The sequence below is a fragment of the Sphingomonas folli genome, from assembly GCF_019429525.1.
GTDB lineage: Bacteria > Pseudomonadota > Alphaproteobacteria > Sphingomonadales > Sphingomonadaceae > Sphingomonas > Sphingomonas folii.
On record NZ_JAHXZL010000001.1, the window covers coordinates 115,301 to 130,125 of the forward strand.

Sequence of the window (14,825 nt, forward strand, 5' to 3'; positions counted from 1 at the left end):
TCTCGGCGCGGTGCATCTCGCCGCCGACGCCTTGATCCTCTCCGCCCGCGCGCACGGCGAGCATGGCGCGGTGGTGCGCGGCTTCACCCGCGACGACGGGGTGCGCCCCGGCTACGTGCGCGGCGGCCACTCGCGCCGGCTGCGCCCCTCGCTCCAGCCCGGCAACGTCGTGCGCGGCGACTGGCGTGCGCGCAGCGACGAGCAGCTCGCCGCGCTCACGGTCGAGCTGGTGCACAGCCGCGCGCCGCTGTTCGCGCAGCCGCTGCCCGCCGCCGCGATCGAGTGGCTGTGCGCGCTCACCGCCGGCGTGCTGCCCGAGGCGCAGCCCTATCCGCGCCTGCACGACGCGCTCGCCGCGGTGTTCGACGCCATCGAGGCGGCGCCGAGCGCGCAGGGCTGGGCCGGCAGCGTCGCGCGCTACGAGCTGCTGCTGCTCGCGGAGCTGGGCTTCGGGCTCGACCTGAGCGGCTGCACCGTCACCGGCGCACGCGACGACCTCGCTTATGTCAGCCCGCGCAGCGGCGCCGCGGTGAGCCGCGCCGGCGCGCTCGGCTATGAGGCGCGGCTGCTCGCTCTGCCCGCGTTCCTGTTCTCGGGCGGCGCGGCGCGCTGGGACGAGGTGCTCGCCGCGCTGGCGCTCACCGGGCATTTCCTCGCGCGCGACGTGCTCGTCGATCGCCGCCGCGATCTGCTGACCGCGCGCGATCGGCTGGTGGCGCGGCTCGCGCGGGCGGTTGCGTGAGCGCGCGCGCCGCGCCATGCGGTGCCGCATGACCGACTCCACCCTCATCGCGATCCTGCCCGGCGACGGCATCGGCCCCGAAGTGACGCGCGAGGCGCGTCGCGTGCTCGAGGCGCTCGACCTCGGCCTCGTCTTCGAGGAAGCGCCGGTCGGCGGCGCCGCCTATCGCGCGAGCGGCCACCCGCTGCCGCCCGAGACGCTCCGACTGGCCGATCGCGCCGCGGCGGTGCTGTTCGGCGCGGTGGGCGACCCGGCGTTCGACTCGCTCGAGCGCGCGCTGCGTCCCGAGCAGGCGATCCTGGGCATCCGCAAGCATCTCGGCACCTTCGCCAACCTGCGCCCGGCGCGGATCTTCCCCGGCCTGGAGGATGCCTCGACGCTCAAGCCCGAGGTGGCGCGCGCGATCGACCTGGTGATCGTGCGCGAGCTCAACGGCGACGTCTATTTCGGCGCCAAGGGCCGCGGCACGACCGCGGAAGGCAAGCGCGAGGGGCACGACCTGATGCGCTACGACGAGGACGAGGTGCGCCGCATCGCGCGCGTCGGCTTCGAGACCGCGGCGAAGCGGCGCGGCAAGCTGTGCTCGGTCGACAAGGCCAACGTGCTCGAGACCTCGCAGCTGTGGCGCGACGTGGTGAACGAGGTGGCGCGCGAGTATCCGCAGGTCGCGCTCACCCATATGTACGTCGACAATGCGGCGATGCAGCTGGTGCGCGACCCGGGCGCGTTCGACACGATCGTGACGGGCAATCTGTTCGGCGACATCCTCTCCGACCAGGCTAGCATGTGTGTCGGCTCCATCGGTATGCTGCCGTCGGCCGCGCTCGACGGCGCGGGCAAGGGGCTGTACGAGCCGATCCACGGCTCGGCGCCCGACATCGCGGGGCAGGGCCGGGCCAATCCCTGCGCCGCGATCCTGTCGGCGGCGATGCTGCTGCGCCACTCGCTGGGGCAGGACGCGGCGGCGGACCGCGTCGAGGCGGCGGTCGCCGCGGCGCTGACGCGCGGGCTGCGCACGCCCGACATGGGGGGCGACGCGACCACCGCGGCGATGGGCGACGCGGTGCTGGCGGGACTGTAAGTGCTTCATTCCTCCCCGGTACGGGGAGGGGGACCGCCGGTGGTGGAGGGGGCTGTCCGCGAGCGTCACGCTATGTCTCCTGTTCCCACCGACGACGCGCGACGTGGCGAGCCCCCCACCGTGCGGCGCACGGTCCCTTCGCCGTGCCGGGGAGGATCGAGGTCGCGCCGCCTGACGCGCGCCTCCTTCACACCCAGCTCGGGAACCACGTCCAGCGGTGGAAGGCGGCCGCGTGCGCGAGCGGCGCGGCGGTGAGCACCGGCAGGAAGTAGAGCGTCAGCGCGAAGGCCAGCAGCAGGTACGCCTCGTCCCACCAGCCCAGCCGGTCCCGCCAGTGATCCAGCGCCACCGCCAGCGCGACGCTGAGGAAGACGCTCGCCGGATAGTAATAATAGTAGAAGCCCAAAGACTTAGGGATGACGGCGAAGATCCCGACCGCGAAGGTCCACAGTACCGCGGGCGCGAGCAGCCGCGCCGAGCCGCGCTTCACCCAGCCCCGGTAGCACGCCGCGACCGCCGCCAGCCCGCCCCACATGACCGCCGGGTTGCCGAGCAGGATGATGCCGCGCTGCGCGCCGTCGACGGGCTCGTACAGATACCAGATCGGGCGGATCAGCAGCGGCCAGGTCCACCAGTTCGACTGATAGGTGTGGTGCGGGAGTTTCTGCGTCTGGCGAAGGTACATGTCCCATTGGAACGGCAGCAGCCGCGCCAGCGTCATCGGCTCGCTGGCGTAGTAGAAGGCGGGAGCGAAGGTCAGGAAATACATCGCCACCGACGCGCCGCCCAGCAGCGCCAGCGCGCGGGCGGGGCCGAGCCCCGGCCAGCGTTCCGGCCGCTCGCGCTTCATCATCACGAAGGTCACCGCCGCCGCGGCGACGTACGGTGCCGCCACCCATTTGCACGCGGTGGCGAGCCCCAGCAGCGCCGCTCCCGCGGTCCAGCGCGCGGCGCTGCCGTCGCGCATCGCCGCGGTGAGCAGCACGACGCCCCATAGCAGGAAGGCGAGCATGAACGTGTCCAGCATCGCGATCCGCGCCTGGACATAGACGGTGAAGCCCAGCACCGAGAGCAGCGCGCCGGTGAGCGCGGCGCGGGTGCGCCCGGTCAGCAGCCAGGTCAGCGCGAACACGCCCGCGACCGTCGCGCTCCCCGCCAGCGTCGACATCGCGCGCCAGCCGAGCGGCACGTCGCCGAACAGCCGCAGCCCCAGCGCGATCAGCTCCTTGGCGAGCAAAGGGTGCTCCATGTTCGCCGGTCCGGTGAGATCGCGCAGCGCGCGCGCCGCGGGCAGGTAATGGACCTCGTCGAACACCGGCTTGTCGGGCACGGTCACGCGGAACAGGAACAGCAGCTCGGCCGCGAGCGCGATCGCCAGCGCGAGTAACCGGGGGCGGGGCGTCGTCACCGTGTCGTCGCGCGCGGCCATCTATTTCCCCGTTCGTGCTCCCGCGCACGCAGGAGCCCCAGGGCCGCGAGCGTGGCGGGTCATCACCCTGGGTTCCTGCGCACGCAGGAACATTCGGCTTCCTTGCGTCAGCGCCGCCGCCGCGACAAGCCTCACCGCCGCCGCCCCTTGTCTCTTCGCCTCGCGGGGGGCAAAGCGTGCCGCCATGAAGCGGCGCAGCGGACAGGACCGGTCGGTCACCCAGCATTGGCGTCCCGCCACCCTCGCGGTGCGCGGCGGGACCGCACGTTCCGAGTTCGGCGAGACCTCGGAGGCGATCTTCCTCACCTCGGGCTACAGCTACGATCGCGCGGAGGACGCCGCGGCGCGCTTCGCCGGCGAGCAGGAGGGGATGACCTATTCCCGCCTGCAGAATCCCACGGTCGAGATGCTCGAGCACCGCATCGCGTTGCTCGAGGGCGCCGAGGCGTGCCGCACCATGGCGACGGGCATGGCGGCGATGACCGCGGCGCTGCTGTGCCAGCTGCAGCAGGGGGACCATGTCGTCGCGGGCCGCGCCGCGTTCGGATCGTGCCGATGGCTGGTCGATACCCTGCTGCCGCGCTTCGGCATCCAGTCGACCACGGTGGACGCGCGGGACGCTGGCGCGTTCGAGGCGGCGGTGCGGCCGGAGACCAAGGTCTTCTTCTTCGAGACGCCCGCCAACCCGACGATGGACGTGGTCGACCTCAGAGCGGTGTGCGGGATCGCGCGCGAGCGCGGGATCGTCAGCGTGGTCGACAATGCCTTCGCCACGCCGGCGCTCCAGCGCCCGCTGGAGTTCGGTGCCGACGTGGTCGCTTACTCCGCCACCAAGATGATGGACGGCCAGGGGCGGGTGCTCGCCGGGGCGGTGTGCGGCAGCGAGGATTTCGTCACCAACACGCTCCTGCCGTTCACGCGCAACACCGGGCCGACGCTGAGCGCGTTCAACGCGTGGGTCGTGCTGAAAGGGCTGGAGACGCTCGACCTTCGCATCCGCCGCCAGTCGGAGAACTCGGTCGCGGTCGGTACATTCCTCGAGGGGCGCGTGCCGCGCATCCTTCATCCCGGGCTGGCGAGCCACCCGCAGCACGCCTTGGCGATGACGCAGATGGCAGCGGCGGGGCCGATCTTCGCCTTCGAGGTGGCCGATCGCGCGCAGGCGCACGCCCTGCTCAACGCGCTGGAGCTGATCGACATCTCGAACAATATCGGCGACTCGCGCTCGCTGATGACCCATCCCGCCTCCACCACCCATTACGGCGTCTCGCCCGAGGCGCGTGCCGAGATGGGCGTGACCGAGGGGCTGCTCCGGCTCAACGTCGGGCTGGAGGATCCGCGGGATCTGATCGACGACCTCGACCAGGCGCTCCGCCAGGTCGGCCTGTGAGCGGCGCGATCGGCATGGAGGCGCTGTTCCCGCTCGCCGCCACCACCGGCACGGTGACGGTGCGCGTCTCGGTCAGCTATCTGCCCGAACAGTCCGAGCCCGCGCGCGGTCGCTGGTTCTGGGCCTATCACATCCGGCTCGAGAACGACGGCGAGGGGGCGGTGCAGCTGCTCACGCGTCACTGGGTGATCACCGATGGCAACGGCGCGCGCCACACCGTGGAGGGCGAGGGGGTCGTCGGCGAGCAGCCGCTGATCGCGCCGGGGGCGAGCTACGATTATGTCTCGGGCTGCCCGCTCGCGACGCCGAGCGGCGCGATGCAGGGCAGCTATCGCATGATCGCCGAGGACGGACAGCTGTTCGACGTCGCCATCCCGCGCTTCGCCTTGACCGCGCCGGCGGTGGCGGAGTGAAGCGCACCCACCTGCCGCTCAACGGCCTGCGCGTGCTCGACGCGGCGGCGCGCCACCTGTCGTTCACCCGCGCCGCCGACGAGCTGGCGGTGACCCCGGCCGCGGTGGGGCAGCAGATCCGCGCGCTGGAGGACACGCTGGGCGTCGTCCTGTTCCGCCGTACCACCAAGGGACTGGAGCTCACGCCCGAGGGCGAGGCGGGGCTCGCGCCGCTGCGCCAGGGCTTCCTCGAGTTCGAGGAAGCGGTGCGCGCGATGCAGGCGGGCCAGTCGTCCAAGTCGCTGACGATCGCGGCGCCGCGCGACGTCACCGAGAAATGGCTGCTGCCGCGCCTCGCCGAGATCGCGGCGGGCGATGCCGAGCTGCGCTTCGCGCTGGTCGCGGCGGACGACAATGTCGACTTCACCGAGGCGAACCTCGACCTCGCGATCCGCTGGGGCGAGGGCCCCGGCGCGCTGGAAGGCGAGGCGATCGAGAGCGAGGGGCTGGTCACGGTCGAGCGCGCGGGCGGGGGCGCCGACACGGTGATCCACTGGCCCGGCGCGCCCGCGGGCGAGGGCGGCGCGCAGGTGCGCGTCGGCGACGCGGGGCTGGCGATCGACGCCGCCGCCGCGGGGCTGGGACGCGCCACCGTACCCGAGCTGCTCGCGACGCGCGACATCGCTGCGGGCCGGCTGGGTGTGGTCGGGGAGGCGGTGCCGTCGCGGCTCGGCTATTGGCTGATCGCGCCTACCCCGCAGTGGCGCCAGCGCAAGGTGCAGGCGCTGGTCGAGGCGCTGGGCGGGTGACGCCGCGGCTCGCGACCGCGCGGCTGGTGCTGCGCGCGCGCGTGCCCGACGACGCGGAGGCGCTGTTCGCGGCGATGGGCGACCCGGTGGCCATGACCTGGTGGTCGCACGCGCCGGTGGAGTCGGTCGCCGCGCTGCGCGAGCGTTTCGTCGCGCGCGACGACGGGAGCTGGCGCACCTGGGCGATCACGCGGGTCGACGATGACGTCGCGATCGGCTTCGTCGCGGCGGGTGAGAAGCGCGCCGGCGTGGTCGAGATCGGCTATCTGCTGGTGCCCGCGGCACAGGGACAAGGTCACGCGCGAGAGGCGGTGGGCGCCGTCATCGAGCAGCTCTTCGCGGAGGGGTATCGCCGCGTGTTCGCCGACACCGACCCGGAGAATGTCGGCTCGAACCGCCTGCTCGGTTCGCTCGGCTTCCGGCGCGAGGGCCTGCTGCGCGCCGAGTGGGAGACGCATCTCGGCGTGCGCGACACGGTGTTGTGGGGGCTGCTGCGCGGCGAGTGGGTCGGGGCGACCGCGTCGTAGAAGGTTTCCATCACCCTTCCCGCGACCCCGGCGCTGGCCAGGTCCCAGTCGGGAGGCGGGCGTGAGAAAGCATAAGCCCTCCCGACCGGACCCCCGGCCTGCGCCGGGGAACCAGTCGGAAGAGGATAGCTGCGCTCCGTGAGAGGAAGAGCGGCGCGCCGTGCCGCCCCGAGCCCTCACTCCGGGACAGTATTCTCGTCGGCGATCTTGGCCTCGAACGACTTACTCGAGTCGGTGCCGTCGGGCTGGTGCGCGCCGCCGGGCTTGGCGCCCGCCTTGCCCTCGACCTTCGCGCCGACCTTGCCGTCGGGCTTGGGGGTCGGCGCGGGCAGCGACGGCTGTTTCGGCGAGGAGCTGCGCAGCGACAGCAGCGCCGCGGTCGCCGCCGCGCCGATCGCCGCCACGCCGCCGGCGATCGCCGCCGCGCCCCATTTGCCGCCGACCTTGTCCGCGGCGCGCGAGGCCGCCTTGCCGGCGCCGCGCGTGCCGCGCGTGGCGCTCTTGCGCGTGTCGCCTACCGCGCGGGCGGCGCGCTTGCGCGCGGTGCCGGCGGCACGCGACGCGCTCTTGGTCGCCGCGGTCACCGCCTCGCCCGCCTGTTCCAGCGTCGACGACTCGGACGCGGTCGAGCGCTTGGCGGCCACGCGGCGCTTCGGTGCGGGCGTGTCGCCCGCGGTCTTGCGCTTGGTCGCGGGCTTGCTCGCCGCGCTCGCGCCGGTCTTGCGCGCCGCGCGGCGGCGCGGCGTCGCCGGCTTGGACGAGGCCGGCGCGGGGGTCGGCGTATCGCTGCTGTCGTCGGCCATCATCTGCTCCCTGGCGAAATGGTACGGCCGCGTAACGCGCGGCCGCCGCTTCGTTTCCCCGGGAGTGAGCGGCGCTTAGCGGAACGGCGGCTCGTTGAACGCGCGCAGCTTGCGGCTGTGCAGCTTGGCGCCCTCGCGACGCAGTTCCTCGCACGTCTCGATGCCGATCCGCATATGCTCGCTGATCGCGCGCTCGTAGAAGCGGTTGGCCTGGCCCGGCAGCTTGAGCTCGCCGTGGAGCGGCTTGTCCGAGACGCACAGCAACGTGCCATAGGGCACGCGGAAGCGATATCCCTGCGCCGCGATCGTCGCCGATTCCATGTCGATCGCCACCGCGCGGCTGAGCGAGAAGCGCAGCGCCGAGCGGGCGTAGCGCAGCTCCCAGTTGCGATCGTCGGTGGTGACGATCGTGCCGGTGCGCAGCCGCCGCTTGAGCGCGTCGCCCGACTGGCCGCTGACCGTCTCGGCGGCGCGCGCCAGCGCCTGCTGCACCTCGGCGATCGCGGGCACGGGGATCTCGGGCGGCAGCATGTCGTCGAGCACGTGGTCGTCGCGCAGATAGGCGTGCGCGAGCACGTAATCACCGATCCGCTGCGACGGCCGCAGCCCGCCGCAATGGCCGATCATCACCCAGGCCTCGGGGCGCATCACCGCGAGATGGTCGCAGATCGTCTTGGCGTTGGACGGGCCGACGCCGATATTGACGAGCGTGATGCCGGTGCGATCGTCGGCCATCAGGTGATAGGCGGGCATCTGCAGCCGCCGCCACGCGCTGTCGTCGAGCGTCGCTGGGTCGTCGCCGGCCTGGAACAGCACGCCGCCCGGCCCCGACAGCGCGGTGAAGCGGCTGTCGCCGCCGACCTGGCTCGCGCCCCAGCGGACGAACTCGTCGACGTAGCGGTGATAGTTGGTGAACAGCACGTAGCGCTGGACATGCTCCGGCGGGGTGCCGGTGTAGTGGCGCAGCCGCGCGAGGCTGAAGTCGGTGCGCAGCCCGTCGAACAGGGCGAGCGGGCGCGTGCCGTCGATCGAAGCCCACAGCCCGTCGGCGATCTCGTCGCCGATATAGGCGAGCTCGGTCGTCGGGAACCAGCGCGCCAGCTCGGCGGCGGAGACGGTGTCGAGGCTCAGCGCGTGGCCGGCGTCGATCACATAAGGGAAGGGGATTTCCTGCGTCCCCGCGACGGCGCTGACGGTGACGTCATAATCCTCGATCAGCAGCGTCAGCTGCTCGATGAGATAGTCGGCGAAGACGGCTGGCTTGGTGACGCTGATGCGATACTCGCCGGCGCTGACCAGCCGGCCGAAGGAGCGCAGCGGGGTGGGGCGGTCGTCGCCGCCGGCGAAACGCAGCCGGATCTCGGGGTAGGCGAAGGAGCCGTCGCGCCGGGTCTCGGGCGGGGGCGGCGTGCCCTCGGCGATATAGAGGGAGATCGCCGCCTTGAGCCGGTCGACCGACGCGCTGTAGAGCCGATCGAGTTCCTGTACGATGTCGTTCGCTGTCATTCCCGACGGTTACATTTGCCGTGTGACCGCGGCAAGTCGTGGCCTGCCACGGAGCTGGTCGCGATGATCAGCCATCCGCCCCGCTCGCGGGGAGGGGGGTATGGTGGAGCGCGGCTCCCGCAGATGCGGAAGCTGCGAGGAGAGCCCCCTCCACCACCGCGCCGACGCGCGGCGGTCCCCCTCCCCATGTCGGGGAGGATCAGGGAGGTTCACAGCAGCGTCAGCAGATGCTCCGCCGAGCTGACGCGAAACTCGCCCGGCGCCTCGACCTCGAGCGACTCGATCACTCCGTCGTTCACCACCATCGCGTAGCGCTGGCTGCGCTTGCCCATGCCGTATCTGCTGCCGTCCATGTCGAGCCCGAGCGCGCCGGCGAAGTCGCCGTTGCCGTCGGCGAGCATCGTCACGCCCTGGGCGTCGTTCTGCTTGGCCCAGGCGCCGAGCACGAAGGCGTCGTTCACCGCGGTGCAGGCGATCTCGTCGACGCCCTTGGCGCGCAGCTCCTCCGCCTTGTCGAGATAGCCCGGCAGGTGGCGCGCCGAGCAGGTCGGGGTGAAGGCGCCCGGCACCGCGAACAGCGCGACGCGACGTCCCCTGAAATACTCGGCGGAATCCACCGGCTCCGGCCCGTCGGCGGTGACCTTGGTGAGGCGGACGGACGGCAGAGTGTCGCCGACGCTGATCGTCATAAGCAGGTCTCCGGTACGAGGACGCGGCGGATGTCGCAGCCGGCGCGGGTGATTTCAAGCTTTGGCAAGCGCGGCCACACGCACTAGGCTCGGCGCGATGGAGCAAGCCAGCTATCTCACCGGTCAGTTCCTGCTCGCCATGCCCGGGATCGGTGACCCGCGCTTCGAGCATTCGGTGATCGCGATCTGCAGCCACGACGAGAGCGGCGCGCTCGGCGTCGGAGTCGGCGCGGTGGTCAACGGTCTGGGGCTGCACGACGTGCTCGAGCAGCTCGAGATCGCGCCGGGCGAGGCGCCCGACGCGCCGGTGCATTTCGGCGGGCCGGTGGAGACGCGGCGCGGCTTCGTGCTGCACTCGAGCGACTGGGGCGGGCACGACACGCTCGACGTCGCGGGGCGCTGGGCGCTGTCGGGCACGCTCGACGTGCTGCGCGCGATCGCCGCGGGCAACGGCCCCACTCGCTGGCTGGTCGCGCTGGGCTATGCCGGCTGGGCGCCGGGCCAGCTCGACGCCGAGATGACGCGGCACGGCTGGCTCAACGTCAGCGACACGCCCGAGATGCTGTTCGACACGCCGGTGGAACGCCGCTGGAGTCGCGGCTTCGCCGCCGCCGGGGTCGACCCGCGACTGCTGTCGAGCGAGAGCGGACACAGCTGAGTCGCTCCCGCAGAACGATATAAAGATATCTTTATATTTGATCGACGGCGCCGGCCGGGCTAAGGCGCGCGGATGCCGATCGGTGCGTGGCGCCTTGGTCGGCCCTATCGGACTGGAGACAACGCCGTGGCTACCGCCCCCGTGCTCGACACTAACGATTACGTCATCAAGGACATCGGCCTCGCCGATTTCGGCCGCGCCGAGATCAAGATCGCCGAGACCGAGATGCCCGGCCTGATGGCGCTGCGCGACGAGTTCGGCGCGGCGCAGCCGCTCAAGGGCGCGCGCATCACCGGCTCGCTGCACATGACGATCCAGACCGCGGTGCTGATCGAGACGCTGACCGCGCTCGGCGCCGACGTGCGCTGGGCGACCTGCAACATCTTCTCGACCCAGGACCATGCCGCCGCCGCGATCGCCGCCGCGGGTATCCCGGTGTTCGCGGTCAAGGGCGAGACGCTCGCCGATTATTGGGACTATGTCGGCTCCATCTTCGACTGGGACGACGGCAACGGGCAGACCGCCAACATCATCCTCGACGACGGCGGCGACGCGACCATGTTCGCGCTGTGGGGCGCCAAGCTCGAGGCGGGCCAGAGCTTCGGCGAGCCGGAGAACGAGGAAGAGGTCGAGTTCCAGCGGTCGGTCAAGGCGTTCATCGCCAAGAAGCCGGGGTATCTGACCGAGACGGTCAAGAACCTGAAGGGCGTCTCGGAAGAGACCACCACCGGCGTCCACCGCCTGTACGAGATCGCGAAGAAGGGCGAGCTGCCCTTCCCGGCGATCAACGTGAACGACTCGGTGACCAAGTCGAAGTTCGACAATCTCTACGGCTGCAAGGAGTCGCTGGTCGACGCGATCCGCCGCGCCACCGACGTGATGCTGGCCGGCAAGGTCGCGACCGTCGCGGGCTTCGGCGACGTCGGCAAGGGCTCTGCGGCGTCGCTGCGCAACGGCGGCGCGCGCGTGCTGGTCACCGAGATCGACCCGATCTGCGCGCTGCAGGCGGCGATGGAGGGCTATGAGGTCGTGACGATGGAGGAGGCGGTGAAGCGCTCCGACATCTTCGTCACCGCGACCGGCAACGCCGACGTGATCACCGCCGATCACATGAAGGCCATGAAGCCGATGGCGATCGTCTGCAACATCGGCCACTTCGACTCGGAGATCCAGATCGCCGCGCTGTCGAACTACAAGTGGACCGAGGTGAAGCCCGGCACCGACCTGGTCGAGTTCCCGGACGGCAAGCAGATCATCGTGCTCGCCAGGGGTCGTCTGGTGAACCTGGGCTGCGCGACCGGGCACCCGTCGTTCGTGATGTCGGCGTCGTTCACCAACCAGACGCTGGCGCAGATCGAGCTGTGGACCAAGGGCGAGACCTACAAGAACGAGGTCTACGTCCTTCCCAAGCACCTCGACGAGAAGGTGGCCGCGCTCCACCTCGAGAAGCTGGGCGTGCAGCTGTCGCAGCTGAGCGAGAAGCAGGCCAAGTATATCGGCGTGCCGGTCGCTGGCCCGTTCAAGCCGGACCATTATCGCTACTGATCGATCGGCCGATTGGTTGAGCAGGAAGGGGCGGTGCCGTGGGGCGCCGCCCCTTCTCGCATGTTGCCTCGGCGCAACAGCTAAACGTTAATCCACGATGAACCCTTGCGACGACGATCCCGAGATGTCCCTAATGCGACAGGAATGTTGCGGCCTCGAGCAGGGAAAAAGCGATGATGATCTCGCGGTGGATGATGATCTCGCATTGGCGGAGCGGCTGCGCGGTGATGGCGCTGGTGGCGGGCGGGTCCAGCCTGCCGGCCATGGCGCAGCAGCAGCCGCTTGAGACCGCGACCCAGCGGCAGGCTCCCGACGCGGCCCCTACTGCGGCGGACGCGGCGGAGGTCGACGACCCCGTCGACATCGTCGTCACCGGCTCGCGTATCGCTCGCCCCGAGATCGACTCACCGACCCCGGTGACCAGTTACTCCTCCGCCTCGCTGCAGCAGTCGGGCCGTGTCAATGTCACCGACTTCCTGACGCAGAACCCCGCGCTGATCGGCTCGTCGACCAGCGCGAGCCAGTCCGGCTCGACCGCCGACAACGGCGCCGCCGGCGTCAACCTGCTCAACCTGCGCAATCTCGGGTCGAACCGGACTCTCGTACTGGTGGACGGGCGGCGCCACGTCGCCGGGCTGCCCGGCACCGCGTCGGTGGACATCAACACCATTCCCGCCGATCTGATCGAACGGATCGACGTGACCACGGGGGGTGCCTCGGCGATCTACGGCGCCGACGGCGTGTCGGGCGTCGTCAATTTCGTGCTGAAGCGCGACTTCGAGGGGCTGATCGCGCGCGCGCAGACCGGCATCTCCGAATATGGCGACGCCGGCGGCCGGTTCGCCTCTGTGACGGGCGGCAAAAATTTCGCCGGCGGCCGCGGCAATGTCGCGCTCAACTACGAGTTCCGCGACGACGACCGGGTCAGCTCCTTCGCGCGCGAGCGCACCGGCAACCCGCTGCGGACCTACGGCATCGTGCGGGATGACGCTGCCGGCGGGCAGTACACACGCGTGCGCACCAACGATCTGCGTTACGCCGACAGCTCGCGCGGCGGCGCGGTCGACCTCGACCTCGATGGCCTGCCCGATTTCAACGGCGACGGCAGCGTCTACGACCGTGGCCGGCTCTTGCCCGGCACCGGCTTCACCCAGGGCGGCGACAGTACGCCGCTCGCCGGCTATCAGGGCGACCTGCAGCCCAAGAACCGCATCCACAACGTCAATCTGCTGACCAGCTTCGAGGTCTCGCCGGCGCTGCGGCTGTTCGCCCAGGGCAAATACACCAACACGCACAGCTACACCGTGTCGCAGCCGAGCTTCGACTTCTTCACCTATCTCGCTCCCGACAACGCCTTCCTGATCGATCGCTTCGGCGCCGACGCGGCGGCCGACGGCGCGCTCGTCTCCCGCGACAATTTCGATTTCGGGGTTCGGGGAGAGTCGTCGAAGCGCGAGACCTATCGTTCGGTGATCGGCGCCGACGGGCGGATGAGCGATCATGCCCGCTACGAGATCTCGTATACTTACGGCCGCACCGACAGCCGCTTCCTCTCCACCAACTACCGGATCAGCGATCGTTATTTCGCGGCGCTGGATGCCGTGCGCGACCCCGCGACAGGGCAGATCGTGTGCCGCTCGAACCTGGACCCCACCGCCAACATCGATCCGAACAACTACGACTCGCCGGCGACCACCTTCACGCCAGGTGCGAACAGCGGTTGCCAGCCGCTCAACATCCTTGGCGAGGGTTCGCCCAGCGCCGCGGCACTGGCGTTCGCTCAGGCCGATATGGTCAATTTCTATCGTGTCCAGCAGCACGTCGTCTCCGGATCGATCAGCGGCGACTTCGGCCAATTTTTCGAGCTGCCCGGCGGTCCGATCGGCTTCGCGCTCGGCGGCGAGTATCGCAAGGAGAGCAGCCGCTTCACGCCCGACCCGCTGGTCGAGGCGGGGGCGCTGCTGGACTTCTCGCAAACCTCGCGGGAGAGCGGCAGCTTCGACGTGAAGGAGGCGTTCGGCGAGCTGCGCGCGCCGCTGCTCAAGGATCTGCCCTTCGCCGACACGCTCGAGTTCAACGCCGCGCTACGAGTCTCAGATTACAGCACCGTCGGCAACACGACCACGTGGCAGGTCAGCGGCATCTGGGCGCCCGTCCGGGACATCCGCTTCCGCGGCGGCTACTCGGAAGCGGTGCGCGCCCCCAACATCAGCGAGCTGTACGCGCCGGTGAGCGGCGCCTACTCCTTCATCGACGACCCGTGCGACCCGGAGAACCTGCCCGAAGGCACGCAATACCGCGTCGCCAACTGTCAGGCCGCGCTCACCGCGGCGGGCCTGTCGCCGGCCCAGATCGCGGCGTTCAACCCGGTCAATGATCCGACCGCCACGGTCAGCCTCCCGGGCCGGGCCGGCGGCAATCGCTCATTGCGCGAGGAGATCGCGAAGACCTGGACCGCGGGCGTGGTGCTGCTGCCGCGATTCGCGCCCGGCCTGTCGATCACCGCCGACTGGTATGACATCAACTTGACCAACGCGGTGAACTTGCCCACCGCGCAGCAATTGGTCGACCTCTGCGTGGATCAGCCGACGCTCGACAATCCGTATTGCGCGAATGTCTCGCGGAGCGGCACGACCGGCTATGTCAGCGACTATCTGCTGCAGCCGCAGAACGTCGCCGCGTTCCGCACGCAGGGACTGGACCTGCAGGTCGCCTATAACATCGACGCGGGTAAGATCGGCCGCTTCTACGCCAAGCTCATCGGCAACTACCTCGATCGCCTCGACTTTGTGCCTACTCCTGGAGCCGAGCGCGAGGATCAGCTCCAACTCCCGACGCTGCCCGCGCCGAAATATTCGGGCACGTTCGACCTCACCTGGACCAAGGGCGCGATCACGCTCAACTACGGGCTCAACTACGCCAGCAAGGTCCGTCGTTTCACCCGCGATCAGGTCAGCGCCAACCCGGATATCGCCGCGCCCGAATACCTCTACTATCGCGAGCGTTGGGAGCACGACGTCCAGGCCTCGATCGCGGTCGAGAAGGGCTTCAGCTTCTACTTCGGCGCCAACAACTTCACCGGCGCCGGCGTCGAGCCGACCGGCTACAGCCCCTTCCCCTACTCGTTCCTCGGCCGCTATTACTACGCCGGCGCGCGCATCGCGCTGGACCGGCTGCTCTGATCGCGAGGCGGTGCGGCCGCGACGCCGCCCGTTTTCCTCCCGCCGGCGCTTTTCCCGCGCGAAGGGCTTGCT

The 14,825-nt window shown here is 70.4% G+C and carries 13 protein-coding genes; 9 read left to right on the plus strand and 4 right to left on the minus strand.

All coding sequences use genetic code 11. The features are described 5' to 3' along the window. Nucleotides 1-10: 10 nt before the first annotated feature. The gene (gene recO, locus KZ813_RS00535; RefSeq protein WP_219753045.1) at nucleotides 11-742 is read left to right on the plus strand and encodes a DNA repair protein RecO; all 732 of its coding nucleotides are present in this window, start codon (nucleotides 11-13) and stop codon (nucleotides 740-742) included. A 28-nt stretch (nucleotides 743-770) separates the two neighbouring features. Then, on the plus strand, nucleotides 771-1,823 hold the full coding sequence (gene leuB / locus KZ813_RS00540; RefSeq protein WP_258046289.1) for a 3-isopropylmalate dehydrogenase: 1,053 nt from the start codon (nucleotides 771-773) through the stop codon (nucleotides 1,821-1,823). 187 nt (nucleotides 1,824-2,010) lie between these two features. On the opposite strand, the gene KZ813_RS00545 is transcribed toward leuB, so the two are convergent. Beyond that, on the minus strand, nucleotides 2,011-3,252 hold the full coding sequence (locus KZ813_RS00545) for a glycosyltransferase family 39 protein (protein WP_219753047.1): 1,242 nt from the start codon (nucleotides 3,250-3,252) through the stop codon (nucleotides 2,011-2,013). A 184-nt stretch (nucleotides 3,253-3,436) separates the two neighbouring features. Between KZ813_RS00545 and KZ813_RS00550 the strand changes: the two genes are divergently transcribed. The 4 genes from KZ813_RS00550 to KZ813_RS19990 are packed head-to-tail and all read left to right on the plus strand — an operon-like array spanning nucleotide 3,437 to nucleotide 6,370. After that, nucleotides 3,437-4,642 (plus strand): trans-sulfuration enzyme family protein, encoded by a 1,206-nt coding sequence (locus KZ813_RS00550; protein ID WP_219753048.1) that lies wholly within the window; start codon nucleotides 3,437-3,439, stop codon nucleotides 4,640-4,642. Nucleotides 4,643-4,656: 14 nt separating this feature from the next. Then, nucleotides 4,657-5,055, plus strand: a complete 399-nt coding sequence (gene apaG, locus KZ813_RS00555) for a Co2+/Mg2+ efflux facilitator ApaG/CorD (protein ID WP_132909438.1) — start codon at nucleotides 4,657-4,659, stop codon at nucleotides 5,053-5,055. Continuing rightward, entirely contained in the window at nucleotides 5,052-5,843 is a 792-nt protein-coding gene (locus KZ813_RS19985) for a LysR family transcriptional regulator (protein WP_308461747.1), read from the plus strand. The genes apaG and KZ813_RS19985 overlap by 4 nt, the downstream gene beginning before the upstream one ends. Next, the gene (locus KZ813_RS19990; protein WP_308461748.1) at nucleotides 5,840-6,370 is read left to right on the plus strand and encodes a GNAT family N-acetyltransferase; all 531 of its coding nucleotides are present in this window, start codon (nucleotides 5,840-5,842) and stop codon (nucleotides 6,368-6,370) included. The genes KZ813_RS19985 and KZ813_RS19990 overlap by 4 nt, the downstream gene beginning before the upstream one ends. 176 nt (nucleotides 6,371-6,546) lie before the next feature. On the opposite strand, the gene KZ813_RS00570 is transcribed toward KZ813_RS19990, so the two are convergent. The 3 genes from KZ813_RS00570 to KZ813_RS00580 all read right to left on the minus strand — a co-directional run bounded on the left by KZ813_RS00570 (nucleotide 6,547) and on the right by KZ813_RS00580 (nucleotide 9,368). Next, nucleotides 6,547-7,173 (minus strand): hypothetical protein, encoded by a 627-nt coding sequence (locus KZ813_RS00570; protein WP_219753050.1) that lies wholly within the window; start codon nucleotides 7,171-7,173, stop codon nucleotides 6,547-6,549. Nucleotides 7,174-7,248: 75 nt separating this feature from the next. After that, complete coding sequence (locus KZ813_RS00575; RefSeq protein WP_219753051.1) at nucleotides 7,249-8,679, minus strand: AMP nucleosidase; 1,431 nt, start codon at nucleotides 8,677-8,679, stop codon at nucleotides 7,249-7,251. 209 nt (nucleotides 8,680-8,888) lie between these two features. Next, nucleotides 8,889-9,368 carry a peroxiredoxin gene (locus tag KZ813_RS00580; RefSeq protein WP_219753052.1) on the minus strand — a complete coding sequence of 160 codons (480 nt, stop codon included), beginning with the start codon at nucleotides 9,366-9,368 and terminating at the stop codon, nucleotides 8,889-8,891. Between the two features lie 97 nt (nucleotides 9,369-9,465). Between KZ813_RS00580 and KZ813_RS00585 the strand changes: the two genes are divergently transcribed. The 3 genes from KZ813_RS00585 to KZ813_RS00595 all read left to right on the plus strand — a co-directional run bounded on the left by KZ813_RS00585 (nucleotide 9,466) and on the right by KZ813_RS00595 (nucleotide 14,753). Beyond that, complete coding sequence (locus tag KZ813_RS00585) at nucleotides 9,466-10,026, plus strand: YqgE/AlgH family protein (RefSeq protein WP_219753053.1); 561 nt, start codon at nucleotides 9,466-9,468, stop codon at nucleotides 10,024-10,026. A gap of 72 nt (nucleotides 10,027-10,098) precedes the next feature. After that, nucleotides 10,099-11,571: an adenosylhomocysteinase gene (gene ahcY, locus KZ813_RS00590; protein WP_258046290.1), complete on the plus strand. Its 1,473-nt coding sequence runs from the start codon at nucleotides 10,099-10,101 to the stop codon at nucleotides 11,569-11,571. Between the two features lie 173 nt (nucleotides 11,572-11,744). Continuing rightward, entirely contained in the window at nucleotides 11,745-14,753 is a 3,009-nt protein-coding gene (locus KZ813_RS00595; RefSeq protein WP_258046291.1) for a TonB-dependent receptor plug domain-containing protein, read from the plus strand. Nucleotides 14,754-14,825 lie beyond the last annotated feature (72 nt).